12 protein-coding genes and 3 rRNA genes are annotated in these 16,752 nt (G+C 68.8%); 6 read left to right on the top strand and 9 right to left on the bottom strand.

Going from position 1 to position 16,752, the window contains the following annotated elements; genetic code table 11:
* Positions 1-40: 40 nt before the first annotated feature.
* The gene (locus tag ACTWO6_RS13350) at positions 41-376 is read left to right on the top strand and encodes an SCP2 sterol-binding domain-containing protein (RefSeq protein WP_446219930.1); all 336 of its coding nucleotides are present in this window, start codon (positions 41-43) and stop codon (positions 374-376) included.
* A gap of 42 nt (positions 377-418) precedes the next feature.
* Here ACTWO6_RS13350 and ACTWO6_RS13345 read toward each other — a convergent pair whose 3' ends face one another.
* Both ACTWO6_RS13345 and ACTWO6_RS13340 read right to left on the bottom strand, forming a co-directional pair.
* A complete protein-coding gene (locus tag ACTWO6_RS13345; protein WP_446219929.1) occupies positions 419-1,438 on the bottom strand; it encodes an HAD-IIA family hydrolase in 1,020 nt (339 codons plus the stop codon).
* Entirely contained in the window at positions 1,435-2,493 is a 1,059-nt protein-coding gene (locus ACTWO6_RS13340) for a tetratricopeptide repeat protein (protein WP_446220650.1), read from the bottom strand. Before ACTWO6_RS13340 ends, ACTWO6_RS13345 begins: the two co-directional genes overlap by 4 nt.
* Here ACTWO6_RS13340 and ACTWO6_RS13335 point away from each other — a divergent pair.
* Entirely contained in the window at positions 2,449-4,308 is a 1,860-nt protein-coding gene (locus ACTWO6_RS13335) for a hypothetical protein (protein ID WP_446220878.1), read from the top strand. The two genes, ACTWO6_RS13340 and ACTWO6_RS13335, sit on opposite strands and share 45 nt — an antisense overlap.
* Before the next feature lie 91 nt (positions 4,309-4,399).
* Here the strand turns inward: ACTWO6_RS13335 and rrf are convergent.
* From rrf to tyrS, 4 genes are all read right to left on the bottom strand, one after another.
* Positions 4,400-4,516 (bottom strand): 5S ribosomal RNA (gene rrf, locus ACTWO6_RS13330).
* 85 nt (positions 4,517-4,601) lie between these two features.
* Positions 4,602-7,709, bottom strand: a 23S ribosomal RNA gene (locus tag ACTWO6_RS13325).
* A 372-nt stretch (positions 7,710-8,081) separates the two neighbouring features.
* Positions 8,082-9,597 (bottom strand): 16S ribosomal RNA (locus ACTWO6_RS13320).
* The 16S, 23S and 5S rRNA genes sit together here, the layout of an rRNA operon.
* Positions 9,598-10,244: 647 nt before the next feature.
* On the bottom strand, positions 10,245-11,534 hold the full coding sequence (gene tyrS / locus ACTWO6_RS13315) for a tyrosine--tRNA ligase (RefSeq protein ID WP_446219928.1): 1,290 nt from the start codon (positions 11,532-11,534) through the stop codon (positions 10,245-10,247).
* A 102-nt stretch (positions 11,535-11,636) separates the two neighbouring features.
* Between tyrS and ACTWO6_RS13310 the strand changes: the two genes are divergently transcribed.
* The 4 genes from ACTWO6_RS13310 to ACTWO6_RS13295 all read left to right on the top strand — a co-directional run bounded on the left by ACTWO6_RS13310 (position 11,637) and on the right by ACTWO6_RS13295 (position 14,019).
* Positions 11,637-12,020 (top strand): PaaI family thioesterase, encoded by a 384-nt coding sequence (locus tag ACTWO6_RS13310; RefSeq protein WP_446220649.1) that lies wholly within the window; start codon positions 11,637-11,639, stop codon positions 12,018-12,020.
* A gap of 91 nt (positions 12,021-12,111) precedes the next feature.
* The gene (locus ACTWO6_RS13305; protein WP_446219927.1) at positions 12,112-13,338 is read left to right on the top strand and encodes an NRAMP family divalent metal transporter; all 1,227 of its coding nucleotides are present in this window, start codon (positions 12,112-12,114) and stop codon (positions 13,336-13,338) included.
* Positions 13,335-13,715, top strand: a complete 381-nt coding sequence (locus ACTWO6_RS13300) for a hypothetical protein (protein WP_446219926.1) — start codon at positions 13,335-13,337, stop codon at positions 13,713-13,715. The genes ACTWO6_RS13305 and ACTWO6_RS13300 overlap by 4 nt, the downstream gene beginning before the upstream one ends.
* A complete protein-coding gene (locus ACTWO6_RS13295) occupies positions 13,702-14,019 on the top strand; it encodes a PRC-barrel domain containing protein (protein WP_446219925.1) in 318 nt (105 codons plus the stop codon). The genes ACTWO6_RS13300 and ACTWO6_RS13295 overlap by 14 nt, the downstream gene beginning before the upstream one ends.
* A gap of 60 nt (positions 14,020-14,079) precedes the next feature.
* Here ACTWO6_RS13295 and ACTWO6_RS13290 read toward each other — a convergent pair whose 3' ends face one another.
* The 3 genes from ACTWO6_RS13290 to ACTWO6_RS13280 all read right to left on the bottom strand — a co-directional run bounded on the left by ACTWO6_RS13290 (position 14,080) and on the right by ACTWO6_RS13280 (position 16,677).
* The gene (locus ACTWO6_RS13290) at positions 14,080-15,405 is read right to left on the bottom strand and encodes a hemolysin family protein (RefSeq protein WP_446219924.1); all 1,326 of its coding nucleotides are present in this window, start codon (positions 15,403-15,405) and stop codon (positions 14,080-14,082) included.
* 131 nt (positions 15,406-15,536) lie between these two features.
* Positions 15,537-16,163, bottom strand: a complete 627-nt coding sequence (locus tag ACTWO6_RS13285) for a hypothetical protein (protein ID WP_446219923.1) — start codon at positions 16,161-16,163, stop codon at positions 15,537-15,539.
* 10 nt (positions 16,164-16,173) lie between these two features.
* Positions 16,174-16,677, bottom strand: a complete 504-nt coding sequence (locus tag ACTWO6_RS13280) for a GNAT family N-acetyltransferase (RefSeq protein WP_446219922.1) — start codon at positions 16,675-16,677, stop codon at positions 16,174-16,176.
* Positions 16,678-16,752 lie beyond the last annotated feature (75 nt).

Here is a 16,752-nt window from a genome sequence, read left to right as displayed (position 1 = left end):
CGGTGCCGGGGAACGGCGCGGCATTTGGTGAGGAGACGATGTGGCCAGCGTGGACGAGTGCCGGCAGGCGTTGCAGGAGCTGGCCGCCCGGCTGGACCGTCACGCGGACGTGCAGGACCGGATCGACCTGGACCGGACGCTGGCCTGCCGGGTCACCGACCTGGGCACCGCGTTCCACGGCCGGATCTCCGGTGGCCGGCTGGTCGACCTTTCCGACGGCGACGACCCGAAGGCCAAGATCGCGCTGAGCGCCAGCAGCGACGACCTGATCGCGCTGGTGCACGGTCAGCTCGACATCACCAAGGCGATCGGCGCACGCCGGGTCTCCATCAAGGCCAACCCGTTCGACCTGATGAAGCTCCGCAAGCTGCTCTGAGCCGGTCCGGCGTCAGGCCGCTCCGGCCGGACCGGGGTGGCGTCAGGCCGACAGGCCCAGCGCCGCCAGCGCCTTGCCCGCCTCCGGCGACTCCGCCCGTACCGCCGGGCCCGTCGAAGCCGCCCAGGCGACCGCGCAGAGCGCGGCCAGGGCGTCCAGCGGGCGTCCGGCGCCGTCGAGCGCCAGGCCGCCGTCGGTCACCGTCACCGACCAACCCCCGTCGTCGGGCACGCCGGGCAGCCGGACCACCGCCGCCGGGTCGAAGAGCCCGGCCAGGTCCATGGCGACGTACGTCGGCCGGCGCGACTCGGGGGCGGCCAGCAGCTCGGGTACGTCGCTGACGCCGGTGAGGACCAGCAGGCTTTCCAGCCCGGCGCGACAGGCGCCCTCGATGTCGGTGTCCAGCCGGTCGCCGACGACCAGGGTCCGCCCACCGCCCGCCCGACGGGCGGCGGTGGCGAACAGTGCCGGCTCCGGCTTGCCGACCACCAAGTCCGGTTCCCGGCCGAGGGCGGTCCGCAGCACGGCCACCAGCGACCCGTTCCCGGGCAGCGGACCGCGCTCGCTGGGCAGCGTGCGGTCGGTGTTGGTGGCGTACCAGGGCGCGCCGGCGCGGACCGCCAGCGACGCCTCGGCCAGGTCGACCCAGCCGACCTGCGGGCCGTACCCCTGGGCCACGGCGGCCGGCTCCTCGTCGGCCAGGGACACCGGGCGCAGGCCGACGGCACGGATCTCGGCGCGCAGCGCCTCCGCGCCCACCACCAGCACCGGCGCGCCGGCGGGGAGCCGGTCGCGCAGCAGCTCGGCGGTGGCGGCGGCCGAGGTGAGCACCTCCTCCGCCCGGGCCGGTACGCCCATGCCGGTGAGCAGGTCGGCCACCTCGCTGGAGCGGCGCGAGGCGTTGTTGGTGGCGTACGCCACCGCCCTGCCGTCGGCGTGCAGCCGCCCGACCGCCTCGACCGCACCGGGGATCGGCCGGTCGATCAGGTAGATCACCCCGTCGAGGTCGAAGACGACCAGGGTGTACCCGTCGACCAGCCGTTCCCCGGCGTCCGCGGTCATCGCTGGTCCGACTCCGACCCGCTGGCCGGCTCGCCGCCGGTCGGGCCGGCCAGGCCGGACCGGGCCTGGTCGGCGACCCCGCGCGCCTCGACGTCCGTCAGCTCGTCCTCGGCCAGGTCGTCGCCGTCGTCGTACCGGGCGTCGCCGCGGTCCCGATCGTCGTCGTCCTCATCGAGGTCGTCGTCCTGGTCGTCGTCGTCGAGGTCGTCGTCCTGGTCGTCGTCGTCCTCGTCGTCGTAACGGACGTCGCCGTCGAGGTCGTCGTCCTCGTCCTCGTCGGACAGGTCGTCGTCCTCGTCGTCGCCCTCGTCGTCGACGTCCGTGTCGTCGTCCGGCTCGGTGTCACCGCCGGTCAGTTCGGCGTCGGGGCGGGCCGGCACGGCGCCCGGGGCACCCGGTCCGGCGGCGACCTCCTCGGCCGGGGACTCCTCGTCCTCGTCGTCGCCCTCGATCACCACGCCGTCGAGCTCGAGCAGCCGCTCCGCCGCGTCGGTCTCCCCTTCGGAGTCCAGGTCGGCGGCCCGGGAGAACCACTCCCGCGCCTCTTCGCGCCGGCCCACCGCGAGCAGCGCGTCGGCGTACGCGTAGCGCAGTCGCGCGGCCCAGGGCTCGGACGAGTCGGCGGTCAGCTCGGGGACCTGGAGCATCGCCACGGCCGCGTCCTTCTGGCCGAGGTCGCCCCGCGCCCCGGCGGCGACGATCAGCAGCTCGATCGCGACCGGCTGGTCGAGCTTCGCCCGGTCGGCGCCGCGGAACAGGTCGATCGCCCGCTCCGGGCGCCCGAGGGCCCGCTCGCAGTCGGCCAGCACCGCCAGGTGGCTCTGCAAGCCGGTCATCCGGTGGTACGTGCGCAGCTCGGCGATCGCCGTCTGCCACTCCCCCGCGTGGTACGCGGCCAGCCCGACCGCCTCCCGCACCGCGGAGATCCGCGAGGCGAGCCGGCGGGCGGCGAGGGCGTGCGCCAACGCCTCGGCCGGGTCCTCGTCGATCAGCTGACCGGTGGCGACCAGATGCCGGGCGACGGTCTCCGCCACCGGCTTGGCCAGCGAGAGCAGCTCGGCCCGGACGGTCGAGTCCAGGTCGGTCGCGACGATCTCGTCCGGCAGCGCCGGCCCGGTGACGCGCTCGCCGCCCCCGGCCCGGTCCCGACGGTCGTCGTAGCCCCGCCGGTCGCCGTCCCGCTCGGTACGCGGACCACCCCGGAAGCCGCCCTCACGGTCGCCACCCCGGAAGCCACCCTCGCGGCGCTCGCCGCCACGGTAGCCACCCTCACGGCGCTCCCCGCCGGCGAAGCCACCCTCGCGGCGCTCGCCGCCACGGTAGCCACCCTCGCGCGGCGCCCCGCCCTCACGACGGAAGCCACCCTCGCGACGGTCACCGCCCCGGAAGCCACCCTCACGCGGCGCCCCGCCCTCACGACGGTCACCGCCCCGGAAGCCACCCTCACGCGGCGCCCCGCCCTCACGACGGTCACCGCCCCGGAAGCCACCCTCACGCGGCGCCCCGCCCTCACGACGGTCACCGCCCCGGAAGCCACCCTCACGCGGCGCCCCGCCCTCACGACGGTCACCGCCCCGGAAGCCACCCTCACGCGGCGCCCCGCCCTCACGACGGTCACCGCCCCGGAAGCCACCTTCGCGCGGCGCCCCGCCCTCACGACGGAAGCCACCCTCACGGCGCTCGCCGCCGCGGAAGCCACCCTCACGCGGCGCCCCGCCCTCACGACGGTCACCGCCACGGAAGCCACCTTCGCGCGGCGCCCCGCCCTCACGACGGAAGCCACCCTCACGGCGCTCGCCGCCGCGGAAGCCACCCTCACGCGGCGCCCCGCCCTCACGACGGAAGCCACCCTCGCGGCGGTCGCCACCGCGGAAGCCACCCTCACGCGGCGCCCCGCCCTCACGACGGTCACCGCCACGGAAGCCACCCTCACGCGGCGCCTCGCCGTCGCGGCGGAAGCCGCCTTCACGCGGCGCCCCGCCCTCACGGCGGAAGCCACCCTCACGGCGGTCACCGCCCCGGAAGCCACCCTCACGCGAGGCCCCGCCCTCACGGCGGAAGCCACCCTCACGGCGGTCACCGCCCCGGAAGCCACCCTCACGCGAGGCCCCGCCCTCACGGCGGAAGCCACCCTCACGGCGGTCACCGCCCCGGAAGCCACCCTCACGCGGGGCGCTGCCCTCACGACGGTCGCCACCGCGGAAGCCACCCTCACGCGGCGCCCCGCCCTCACGGCGGTCACCGCCCCGGAAGCCACCCTCGCGGTTGTCTCCACCGCGGAAGCCACCCTCGCGACGGTCGCCGCCACCGAAGCCACCCTCGCGCGGGCCGGACCGGAAGCCGCCCTCACGACGGTCGCCACCCCGGAAGCCGCCCTCGCGGCGCTCGCCGCCGGCGAAGCCACCCTCACGGCGGTCACCACCACGGAAACCGCCCTCACGGCGGTCACCACCGCGGAAGCCGCCCTCGCGACTGTCGTCCCGCCGGGGGCCGCCCTCACGACGGTCGCCACCAGCGAAGCCGCCCTCACGGGGGCCGGAGCGGAAGCCACCCTCACGGCGGTCGCCGCCACGGAAACCGCCCTCACGGGGCGCGTCACCGTCTCGGCGGAAGCCACCCTCACGGGGGCCGGAGCGGAAGCCACCCTCGCGGCGGTCGCCGCCACGGAAGCCGCCGCCCTCACGGTTGTCGTCCCGCCGGAAACCGCCCTCACGGCGCTCGCCACCGGAACCGGTGCGCTGTCCGCCCGAGCGGTCGTCGCGGTTGCCCCGGTACGGGGGACGGTCGTCGCGGCGGGCGTCACCACGCCCCTGCTCGCGGCCGGCGCGGTCCTCGTCACGACGGGGGCGATCGCCGCCCTGCGGTCCTGAACTCACAGGTACATCCTTCCTGATTGCGTCCCCAAAGACGCTAACGCAGTCGAGGGCCGACCCGGATGGGGCGGCCCTCGACTGGAAGATTGTCCGGCGGTGTCCTACTCTCCCACACCCTCCCGAGTGCAGTACCATCGGCGCTGGAGGGCTTAGCTTCCGGGTTCGGAATGTTACCGGGCGTTTCCCCTCCGCCATGACCGCCGTAACTCTATCGACATGTCAAACAACACCACCACTCGTGGTCTGTTGTTCGTTTGTCGGGAGTTGCACAGTGGACGCGTAGCAGCTTGGTAGTCAAGTCCTCGGCCTATTAGTACCGGTCAACTGAACCCGTTACCGGGCTTACATTTCCGGCCTATCAACCCAGTCGTCTAGCTGGGGGCCTTACCCCACAAAGTGGGTGGGATACCTCATCTTGAAGCGAGCTTCCCGCTTAGATGCTTTCAGCGGTTATCCCTTCCGAACGTAGCTAACCAGCCGTGCCCCTGGCGGGACAACTGGCACACCAGAGGTTCGTCCGTCCCGGTCCTCTCGTACTAGGGACAGCCCTTCTCAAGTATCCTACGCGCACGGCGGATAGGGACCGAACTGTCTCACGACGTTCTAAACCCAGCTCGCGTACCGCTTTAATGGGCGAACAGCCCAACCCTTGGGACCTGCTACAGCCCCAGGATGCGACGAGCCGACATCGAGGTGCCAAACCATCCCGTCGATATGGACTCTTGGGGAAGATCAGCCTGTTATCCCCGGGGTACCTTTTATCCGTTGAGCGACACCGCTTCCACATGCCAGTGCCGGATCACTAGTCCCGACTTTCGTCCCTGCTCGACCTGTCAGTCTCACAGTCAAGCTCCCTTGTGCACTTGCACTCAACACCTGATTGCCAACCAGGCTGAGGGAACCTTTGGGCGCCTCCGTTACCCTTTAGGAGGCAACCGCCCCAGTTAAACTACCCACCAGACACTGTCCCTGAACCGGATAACGGTCCGAAGTTAGATACCCAAATCAACCAGAGTGGTATTTCAAGATTGCCTCCACCCATACTGGCGTATGAGCTTCACCGGCTCCCACCTATCCTACACAAGCTAATTCAGATACCAATGTCAAGCTATAGTAAAGGTCCCGGGGTCTTTCCGTCCTGCCGCGCGTAACGAGCATCTTTACTCGTAATGCAATTTCGCCGGGCCTGTGGTTGAGACAGTGGGGAAGTCGTTACGCCATTCGTGCAGGTCGGAACTTACCCGACAAGGAATTTCGCTACCTTAGGATGGTTATAGTTACCACCGCCGTTTACTGGCGCTTAAGTTCTCCGCTTCGCCCCGAAGAGCTAACAGGTCCCCTTAACGTTCCAGCACCGGGCAGGCGTCAGTCCATATACATCGAATTACTTCTTCGCATGGACCTGTGTTTTTAGTAAACAGTCGCTTCCCCCTGCTCTCTGCGGCCATACCACGCTCCAGGAGCAAGTCCCTTCACGCGTCCGGCCCCCCTTCTCCCTAAGTTACGGGGGCAATTTGCCGAGTTCCTTAACCACAGTTCGCCCGATCGCCTCGGTATTCTCTACCTGACCACCTGTGTCGGTTTGGGGTACGGGCCGCTAAGAACTCGCTAGAGGCTTTTCTCGGCAGCATAGGATCACTGACTTCACCTGAATCGGCTCGGCATCACGTCTCAGCCTATGTGCACCACGGATTTGCCTATGGTGCGGCCTACACGCTTACCCCGGCACAACCACCGGCCGGGATCAGCTACCTTCCTGCGTCACCCCATCGCTTGACTACTACCCGTCAGGTTCCCACGCTCACCGCGTTTGGTCCGAAGACCGCCCACAGCTCGGGTGGTTAGCACAACGAGGTTCGTCAGGGTCGCTCTTTCGCGGGTACGGGAATATCAACCCGTTGTCCATCGACTACGCCTCTCGGCCTCGCCTTAGGTCCCGACTCACCCAGGGCGGATTAGCCTGGCCCTGGAACCCTTGGTCATCCGGCGGAAGGGTTTCTCACCCTTCTTTCGCTACTCATGCCTGCATTCTCACTCGTGCCGCGTCCACAGCTGGGTCACCCCGCTGCTTCACCCCCGGCACGACGCTCCCCTACCCATCCACACACCTGCACAAGGAATCAAGTCCAAGCGAGGTTGAAATGTGAATGCCACAGCTTCGGCGGTGTGCTTGAGCCCCGCTACATTGTCGGCGCGGAACCACTTGACCAGTGAGCTATTACGCACTCTTTAAAGGGTGGCTGCTTCTAAGCCAACCTCCTGGTTGTCTGTGCGACCCCACATCCTTTTCCACTTAGCACACGCTTAGGGGCCTTAGCTGGTGATCTGGGCTGTTTCCCTCTCGACTACGAAGCTTATCCCCCGCAGTCTCACTGCCGCGCTCTCACTTACCGGCATTCGGAGTTTGGCTGATTTCGGTAAGCTTGTGGGCCCCCTAGACCATCCAGTGCTCTACCTCCGGCAAGAAACACGCGACGCTGCACCTAAATGCATTTCGGGGAGAACCAGCTATCACGGAGTTTGATTGGCCTTTCACCCCTAACCACAGGTCATCCCCCAACTTTTCAACGTTGGTGGGTTCGGCCCTCCACGCGGTCTTACCCGCGCTTCAGCCTGCCCATGGCTAGATCACTCCGCTTCGGGTCTAGGACACGCGACTGAATCGCCCTATTCAGACTCGCTTTCGCTACGGCTCCCCCACACGGGTTAACCTCGCCACGTGCCACTAACTCGCAGGCTCATTCTTCAAAAGGCACGCCGTCACCCCGCAAGGCTCCGACGGATTGTAGGCGAACGGTTTCAGGTACTATTTCACTCCCCTCCCGGGGTACTTTTCACCATTCCCTCACGGTACTTGTCCGCTATCGGTCACCAGGAAGTATTTAGGCTTACCAGGTGGTCCTGGCAGATTCACGGCAGATTTCAGGGGTCCGCCGCTACTCGGGAACACTCACAGGAGGCCAGCCACTTTCACCTACCGGACTTTCACCGCCTACGGTCAGCCATTCCAGACTGTTCGGCTAGCAACTGGCTTTGTAACTCCTCCGACAAGTGTCAGCTTGTCGAGCAAGGTCCCACAACCCCGACCACGCAACCCCTGACAGGTATCACACGCAGCCGGTTTAGCCTCAATCCGCTTTCGCTCGCCACTACTCACGGAATCACTATTTGTTTTCTCTTCCTACGGGTACTGAGATGTTTCACTTCCCCGCGTTCCCTCCATACACCCTATGTGTTCAGGTGCAGGTGACACCACATGACTGGTGCCGGGTTTCCCCATTCGGACACCCTGGGATCACAGCTTGGTTGACAGCTCCCCCAGGCCTATCGCGGCCTCCCACGTCCTTCATCGGCTCCTGGTGCCAAGGCATTCACCGTTCGCCCTTGACAACTTGACCACAAAGATGCTCGCGTCCACTGTGCAATTCTCAACAAACGACCAACCCACAACCCGATCCGCCCCACACCAAACCCGACAACCGCCGGCGGTATGCGAGGCCAGGCCATGCCTGGCAGCCCGCGAAGCTCACGCTCCGCTCAAGGCTCCGAAAGAAACAACCACCGGTTGTTCTTTCAGGACCCAACAGGGTGCTCTACGCCAAACCCCAGCCGCATCACTTCCGCCGTTCCTGCACCCCGAAGGGCGTGTACTAGACATCCGAGACCGTTGCCGGCATCCGACTAACCAGTGTCTCCGCCATTGAGCACCCCGCCACCACATTCGGATGACGCGGGCTCCTTACACCCTTTCGGGCGAAGGTGCTCCTTAGAAAGGAGGTGATCCAGCCGCACCTTCCGGTACGGCTACCTTGTTACGACTTCGTCCCAATCGCCAGCCCCACCTTCGACGGCTCCCTCCCTTACGGGTTGGGCCACCGGCTTCGGGTGTTGCCGACTTTCGTGACGTGACGGGCGGTGTGTACAAGGCCCGGGAACGTATTCACCGCAGCGTTGCTGATCTGCGATTACTAGCGACTCCGACTTCACGGGGTCGAGTTGCAGACCCCGATCCGAACTGAGACCGGCTTTTTGGGATTCGCTCCACCTCGCGGTATCGCAGCCCATTGTACCGGCCATTGTAGCATGCGTGAAGCCCTGGACATAAGGGGCATGATGACTTGACGTCATCCCCACCTTCCTCCGAGTTGACCCCGGCAGTCTTCGATGAGTCCCCGCCATAACGCGCTGGCAACATCGAACGAGGGTTGCGCTCGTTGCGGGACTTAACCCAACATCTCACGACACGAGCTGACGACAGCCATGCACCACCTGTGACCGCCCCCGAAGGACCCGACATCTCTGCCGGTTTTGCGGCCATGTCAAACCCAGGTAAGGTTCTTCGCGTTGCATCGAATTAATCCGCATGCTCCGCCGCTTGTGCGGGCCCCCGTCAATTCCTTTGAGTTTTAGCCTTGCGGCCGTACTCCCCAGGCGGGGCGCTTAATGCGTTAGCTGCGGCACAGGGAACCGGAGAGGCCCCCCACACCTAGCGCCCAACGTTTACAGCGTGGACTACCAGGGTATCTAATCCTGTTCGCTCCCCACGCTTTCGCTCCTCAGCGTCAGTATCGGCCCAGAGACCCGCCTTCGCCACCGGTGTTCCTCCTGATATCTGCGCATTTCACCGCTACACCAGGAATTCCAGTCTCCCCTACCGAACTCTAGCCTGCCCGTATCGACTGCAGGCCCGCGGTTGAGCCGCGGGTTTTCACAGTCGACGCGACAAGCCGCCTACGAGCTCTTTACGCCCAATAAATCCGGACAACGCTCGCACCCTACGTCTTACCGCGGCTGCTGGCACGTAGTTGGCCGGTGCTTCTTCTGCAGGTACCGTCACTCTCGCTTCGTCCCTGCTGAAAGAGGTTTACAACCCGAAGGCCGTCATCCCTCACGCGGCGTCGCTGCATCAGGCTTCCGCCCATTGTGCAATATTCCCCACTGCTGCCTCCCGTAGGAGTCTGGGCCGTGTCTCAGTCCCAGTGTGGCCGGTCGCCCTCTCAGGCCGGCTACCCGTCGTCGCCTTGGTAGGCCATCACCCCACCAACAAGCTGATAGGCCGCGAGCCCATCCCAGGCCGAAAAACTTTCCACCACCAGCCATGCGGCCAGCAGTCCTATTCGGTATTAGCCCCGGTTTCCCGGGGTTATCCCAAAGCCTAGGGCAGGTTGCTCACGTGTTACTCACCCGTTCGCCGCTCGAGTACCCCGAAGGGCCTTTCCGCTCGACTTGCATGTGTTAAGCACGCCGCCAGCGTTCGTCCTGAGCCAGGATCAAACTCTCCAACAAAAACTTGTTGAAACAGTCATCCCGACAACAAAAAGTGTTGCCAAAGGAATCCAAACCAACAACCCTCCCAAAGGAGAACTGCCAGTCCGGGGTATAAATCAATTTGGCACTGGCTTATCAAGCACCCTGTTGAGTTCTCAAAGAACAACCACACACCGCCCAGAAACCCCACACCGTGGAGCCCCGACCCGGGGTATTTTCGTTCAACCGCTCGCCGCTCTCGCGCCGGGCACTTTTACTACGTTACCCGGTGGCTTTTGCCGTGTCAAACCGGTGTTTCGCGGTTTGTCGTGCGCCAACCCTTTTACCGGGCACCACTATTCGACCGGCTCGCGCCGGGCGCTTTGTGGATTTCGGCAGGACGGCCGCTGCGGTCTCCCGCACGCTCGCCCGTTTCCCTGCCGGCCGATGAACCTTACCCGGTCGGTTCCGCCTCGCCAAATCCGCCTCGCGGCGAATCCGGGGCACCACCCGGTCCAGACTCCGATGGAGTAACCCATCCAACCCTGGGGTCATTCCCGCGCTCCGGCCTTCCAGGCCTTTCGCCTGTTTCGTCCGTTCCGCGCTGGCAGAGAGAAAGTTACGCGCCCAGCGGATTGATCGTCAAATCCGCTGGGCGCGTCCCGCGTCACATTCTCGACGTACGACTATTTGCGCAGCTCAACCCCCGCGAAGGAACGCTTGCCGCGGCGCAGCACCAGGTACCGGCCGTGCAACAGGTCCTCCGGGGCGACGGTGGCGTCCACCTCGGAGATCCGGGTGTTGTTGACGTAGGCGCCGCCCTCGACGATCACCCGCCGGGCCTCCTTCGTGCTGGGCACCAGGCCGGACTCCTTGAGCAGGCCAGCCACGTCCGGCAGCTCGGTGAGGTGCACCAGGCCGGCCTCGGTGAGGGCGGCCCGCAGCGTCTCCGGGGACAGGTCGTCCAGCGCCCCCCGGCCGAAGAGCGCCTGGCTGGCGGCGACCGCCTGGGCCATCTCGCGCTCGCCGTGCACCAGCGTGGTCAGCTCCTCGGCGAGGGCACGCTGGGCGAGTCGGGCCTGCGGACGCTCGGCCGTCGCCTTCTCCAGCTCCTCCAGCTCCTCCCGGGAGCGGAAGCTGAAGTAGCGCAGGTAGCGGACGACGTCACGGTCGTCGGCGTTGAGCCAGAACTGGTAGAAGGCGTACGGGCTGGTCATCTCCGGGTCGAGCCAGACGGCGCCGCCCTCGGTCTTGCCGAACTTCGTGCCGTCCGACTTGGTGACCAGCGGCGTGACGAAGGCCTGCACCGGCCCCGCACCGCGCCGCCGGATGTAGTCGACGCCCGCGGTGATGTTGCCCCACTGGTCGGAGCCGCCGTACTGGAGCTGGCAACCGTACCGGCGGTGCAGCTCGAAGAAGTCGTGGGCCTGCAGGAGCTGGTAGCTGAACTCGGTGAAGCTGATGCCGGTCTCCAGCCGCGCCTTGACCACCTCCCGGGCCAGCATCTTGTTCACCGGGAAGTGCTTGCCCACGTCGCGCAGGAACTCGACCACCGACATCTCGCCGGTCCAGTCCAGGTTGTTCACCGGCTGGGCGGCGTTCTCCCCGGTGTACGACACGAACGGCGCGAGCTGGTCCCGGATGCGCTGGACCCAGCCGGCCACCACCTCGGGGGGGTTGAGGGTCCGCTCGGCGCTCTCCTTCGGGTCGCCGATCTGGCCGGTGGCGCCGCCGACCAGGAGCAGCGGCCGGTGCCCGGCGAGCTGCAGCCGGCGGGCCGTGGTGACCTGCATGAGATGGCCGACGTGCAGGCTCGGGGCGGTCGGATCGAAGCCCACATAGAAGCTGGCGCGCCCGCCGTCGAGCAGCTCGCGCAGCTCGTCGAGGCCGGTCGAGTCCTGGATCAGGCCCCGCCACCGCAGGTCTTCGGTCAGGGAGTCCCGCCCGTGCGGGAGATTGCTCTCGGTCACGGTCACCGATTCTCCCCCATCACACCCCTGGGGCCGTACCGGGTTTGCCTTTCGCCGGGGCGACTAGGCTGGCGGCTCGGTACGACGCGAGGAGGGGCTGCCGTGGAGATGCCGGACCTGACCGGGGGCTTCGTCGCCCTGCTGGGCCTGAAGTTCGACGAGGTCAGCGGCGAGAAGGTGGTCATCCGCTGGCAGGTACGCCCGGAGCTGCACCAGCCGTTCGGGATCCAGCACGGCGGGGTCTACTGCTCGGTGGTCGAGACGGCGGCCAGCATCGGCGGCTCGCTCTGGCTGGGCGACAAGGGCCAGGTGGTCGGGGTGTCCAACCAGACCGACTTTCTGCGGGCGGTTCGCGACGGTGAGCTGACCGCGGTGGGCACGCCGGTGCACCGGGGTCGCAGTCAGCAGCTCTGGCAGGTGGAGATCACCGACGGCGACGGGCGGCTGGTGTCCCGCGGCCAGGTGCGCCTGCAGAACCTGACCGCCGGCTGACCGCCGCGGAGCGGGCTGCCGGATTCGACCTGAAATGAGCGGCTGACGCCGATATCGTCGCGTCGATGAGACCGCCCGCTCCCCCACCGACGTGAGGAAGCTCCTCGCCGCCACCCTCGGCGTGCTCTCCGCCATCGGCGGCTTCGTCGACATCGGTGACCTGGTGGCGGCGAGCCAGGCCGGCGCCCGGTTCGGGATGGCCCACGCCTGGGTGCTGCTCGTCGGCGTGCTCGGCATCTGCGCGTACGCCGAGATGGCCGGACGGATCGCGGCGGTGAGCGGCCGGGCGGTGTTCGACCTGGTCCGGGAGCGGCTCGGGCCGCGAGTGGCGCTGCTCAACCTGGTCGCGTCCTACCTCGTCACGGTGGTCACCCTGGCGGCGGAGCTGGGCGGGGTGGCGCTGGCGGTGCAGCTGGCCACCCGGGTCAGCTACCTCCTGTGGGTGCCGGTGGCCGCGTTCGCCGTCTGGCTGGTGCTGTGGCGGATGCGCTTCGAGCTGATGGAACGGGTCTTCGGGCTCGCCGGGCTGGCCCTGCTGGTCTTCGCGGTGGCGTTGTTCGCCCTGCCCACCGACTGGGCGCGGCTCGGCAGCCAGGCCGTGCACCTCGGCACCGCCGGGCAGGGCTGGGGCGCCTACTGGTTCATCGCGGTGGCGCTCTTCGCCTCCACGGTCAGCCCGTACGAGGTCTTCTTCTTCTCCTCCGGTGGGGTGGAGGAGCGGTGGAGCGCCGCCGACCTGGCTCACGCCCGCTCGAACGTGCTGATCGGCTTCCCGGTCGGCGGGTTCCTCGCGCTGTCGCTGATCGCCGCCGCGGCGGTGGTCTACCACCCGAGCGGGACGTCGCTGGACACCCTCGACCAGGCCGCGCAGCCGGTGGTGCTGGCGTTCGGCGGGATCGGGCTGGCGGTGGCGGTGCTGGCGTTCTTCGCGGTGACCTTCGGCGCCGCGCTGGAGACCGGCCTGTCGGCCGCGTACGCCGCGGCGCAGTACTTCGGCTGGCAGTGGGGCAAGCGGGTCAGCCCCCGGGAGGCCGCCCGGTTCCACAGCGTGCTGCTGGTCAGCGTGCTGCTCGGGGTGCTCCTGCTGCTGACCACGATCGACCCGGTGCGGCTCACCGAGTACATGCTGGTGCTCAGCGCGGTGGTGCTGCCGCTGACGTACCTGCCGATCCTGGTGGTGGCGAACGACCGGAACTACCTGGGCGACCGGGTGAACGGCCGCTGGAACAACCTGCTCGGGTCGCTCTTCCTGCTGCTCATCGTCGCCGCGTCGCTGGCGGCGATCCCGTTGGCGATCATCACGAGGATGGGACAGTGAGGGTCCAGCTCGCCAAGCAACTGCTCGACCGGCAGATCGTCGACCGGGACGGCCGGCTGGTCGGCCGGGTCGACGACATCGAGTTCGCCGTGGACGACGAGGGGTTCCCGTACGTGGACTGCCTGCTCACCGGGCAGGGGGCGCTCGGGCAGCGGATGGGCGGCCGGTTCGGCCGGCTCCTGGTCGGGATCGCCGACCGGTTCGTCGACGATCCGCCGGTGCGACCGGTACGGATCCCGGTCACCCTGATCGACCGGGTGGACAGCGCCGTGCGGCTGCGCGCCCGGGCCGCCGACCTGCCGCCGCCGCCGGTCGAGGGCTGGCTGCGCCGGCACCTCATCGACCGGATCCCCGGAGCGAACCGTGCGAGCGGGTGAGCTGCTCGGGAGGACCGCGTACGACCTGCACGGCCGGCGGCTCGGCCGGGTGGTGGACGTGGTGGTCCGGGGTGGCTTCCCGCCCGACCGGCTGCGGCTGACCGACGTGATCGTCGCCGGTCACTGGTGGACCCGGGTCACCGGCCGGCTGATCGGCCCGGAGCTGCACCCGTCGGGCCCGTGGCTCCTCCGGGTCGTGGCCCGGGTGCTCGGGCGGAGCACCCACCAGCTCGCCGCCGACCAGGTGCGGCTCGTCCCGCCGGTGCCCGGCTTCCCGTTCGGCCCGCCGGGCGGCGAGGGCTGACCGGCGGCCCCGGGTGGCGGCGGGCCCGACCCGCGGGCCTGCCCGGCACCGGCCCGGCAGTCAGCTACGGGCCTCGTCCAGCAGCGGCGCGTCGGCGTCGGCCGTTTCGTCCGCGCCGGCGTCGCGGCGGATCCGGACCTCGGTGATGGCCCGGTGGTCGATGTCGGCCACCACCAGCTCCCAGCCGTCGACCGTGACGCTCTCCCCCGCCACGGTGGGGATGTGCCCGAGACAGGTCAGCACCAGCCCGGCGATGGTGGTGTAGTCGCCGGTCGGCCGGCCGGGCAGCTTCACGCCGAGGTCGGCCAGGTCGTGCACCGGGAAGGTGCCGGGCAGCACCAGCGTGCCGTCGTCCTCCGTGCGGACCGAGCTGAGGTCCCGGTCGGTCTCGTCGTAGATCTCCCCGACGATCTCCTCGAGGATGTCCTCCAGCGTGACGATCCCGTCGACCGCGCCGCGCTCGTCCACCACCAGCGCGATGTGCTGCCGCTCGGCCTTGAACTGGCGCAGCGCGTCGACCACCGGCAGCGAGTCGGGCAGCAACATCGGCGGGCGCGCGCACTCGTCGACCGGCCGGTCGTCCGGCACGCCGACCAGGTCGCGCAGGTGGATCACCCCGACCGCGTCGTCCATGCCCCCGTGCCGGACCACCGGGGCCCGGGAGTGTCCGGTCGCGGCGAGCACCAGCCGGGCGGCCTCCGCGGTGGTCCCGCTGTCGAGCGTGAAGACCTGGAGCCGGGGTACGAGCACCGCCCGCAGCTGCCGGTCGGCGATCTCCACCGCGCCGGCGATGATCGTCCGCTGCTCCTTGGTGAAGCCGTGGTTGCCGGCGACGATGTCGCGCAGCTCGTCCGGGCCGATCTCCTCGGGCTGGTGCTTCGGGTTCAGCCCGAAGAGGCGGACCACCAGGTCGCTGGTGGCGCCGAGGGCCCAGACGGCCGGCCGGGTGAAGGTGGCCAGCAGGTCGAGCGGCCGGGCCACCAGCAGCGCCCACCGCTCGGCGGACTGCATGGCGATCCGCTTCGGGGCCAACTCGCCGAAGACCAGGGTGACGAAGGTCAGGGCCAGGGTGACCGCCACGATGGCGACCGTCTCGGCGGCGTCGCCGAAGACCCCGAGCAGCGGTACGAGCGGCTTGGCCAGGGAGACCGCCGCGGCGGCCGAGGCGAGGAAACCGGCGAGGGTGATGCCGATCTGGATGGTGGCGAGGAAGCGGTTCGGGTCCTTGGCGAGCCGGGCCAGGGTCCGGCCGGCGCGGCTGGTCCGTTCCAGCCGCTGGAGCTGGCTGTCCCGCAGCGAGACGAGTGCCATCTCACTGCCGGCGAAGGCCGCGTTGACGATGACCAGGACTCCGACCAGGGCCAGTTGGCTCCAGTAGCTCTGCACGCCCGGTTCTCTCCCTCACCGCGACCAGCGTCGGCCGGCACGGCCGACGCCGCCGGCCGGGAACCCGGTCGGCGTAGGCCCCACTGTGCCCAGCGGCGGGGTCGCTGAATCCTCCCGGTGGCGGCGGGCCGTCAGGCCGGCGCGGGCAGGTCGAGCACGTACGCGTCGCCCTCGGGGCGGAAGCCGAGCCGGTGGTAGTAGGGGGCGACCATGCCGGGCGGGCTGACCACCCGGCGGAAGCCCCGGTCGGTGAAGAGGCTGCTGCGCCGGTAGACGAACTCGCCCGGGGTGAAGTCGCGGAACCGCTGGGTGACGTAGTCCAGGTCGATCTGGGCGACCCCGCCGGGCTCGGCGTGCGACACCACCACGCCGACCACCTCGTCGGCGCGGACCACCAGGAACGCCGAGCGCCGCCCGTCGGCCGGGTCCCAGTGGAAGTCGGGGTTGAACCGGGCGATGTCGGCGGCGTGCACGCGCAGCGTGTGGGCCAGGAACGCGTCGCCGGTGCCCACCTCGACCACCTGGTACGTCTCCTCGTCGTGCCGGGTGGCCAGCATCTTCCGCAGGTACCAGACGTTGATCACCGCCAGCACCACGTTGAGCCCGACCATCGGCCAGACGTGCACCGCCCCGTTGTAGCCGATCAGGATGAGGCAGCCGATCAGGTTCAGCGCGCGCAGCCGCAGGATGCGCGTCTGCAGCAGGGACCAGACCAGCAGCGCGGAGCCGGCCCAGCCGACGAGTTCCAGCCAGTTCACCCCCGGGAGACTAGTGGTCGCCCAGCTCAGCGGCGTCGGCGGGCAGCTCCAGCACCCACTCCTCGACCTCGGCGCCGCGGCCGGGGGCGTACCCGGAGTCCTCGCCGACGACGACGAAGCCGCACTTGCGCAGCACGGCCAGGGAGGCGCGGTTGTCCTTGGCGACGCGGGCGTGCACCGGGCGCTGCGGCACCTCACGCAGCAGCGCGGCCAGCGCGGCGGTGGCGTGGCCCCGGCCCCACCGGCGCGGGTCGATCCAGTAGCTGACCTCGGTGCGCTCGTCGACCGGGAAGGCCGCCACGTGCCCGACCACCTCGCCGTCGACCACTACCGTCCGGGTGACGATGCGCGGGTCGGCGCGGATGCGCGCCCAGTGCGCGTCGAACGCCACCCGGTCGGCCGGGTCGGCGGGGCCGAAGGCGGCCATCCAGTTGGCCTGCGGATCCTGCTGGTGCGCGTAGAACTCGGGCAGGTCGGCGTCGCGTACCGGGCGGAGGCGCACGTCAGAGGTCACCGCCGGAGGATACGCAGGCCCACCGACGCACTCGGGACCTCTGGCCCGGTGACCGTCGGCGTCCGACCCTGCCGC

Source organism: Micromonospora sp. IBHARD004, from assembly GCF_052814115.1.
Note: the sequence above shows the minus strand (reverse complement) of the source record. Positions and strands in the feature narration are given on the sequence as shown.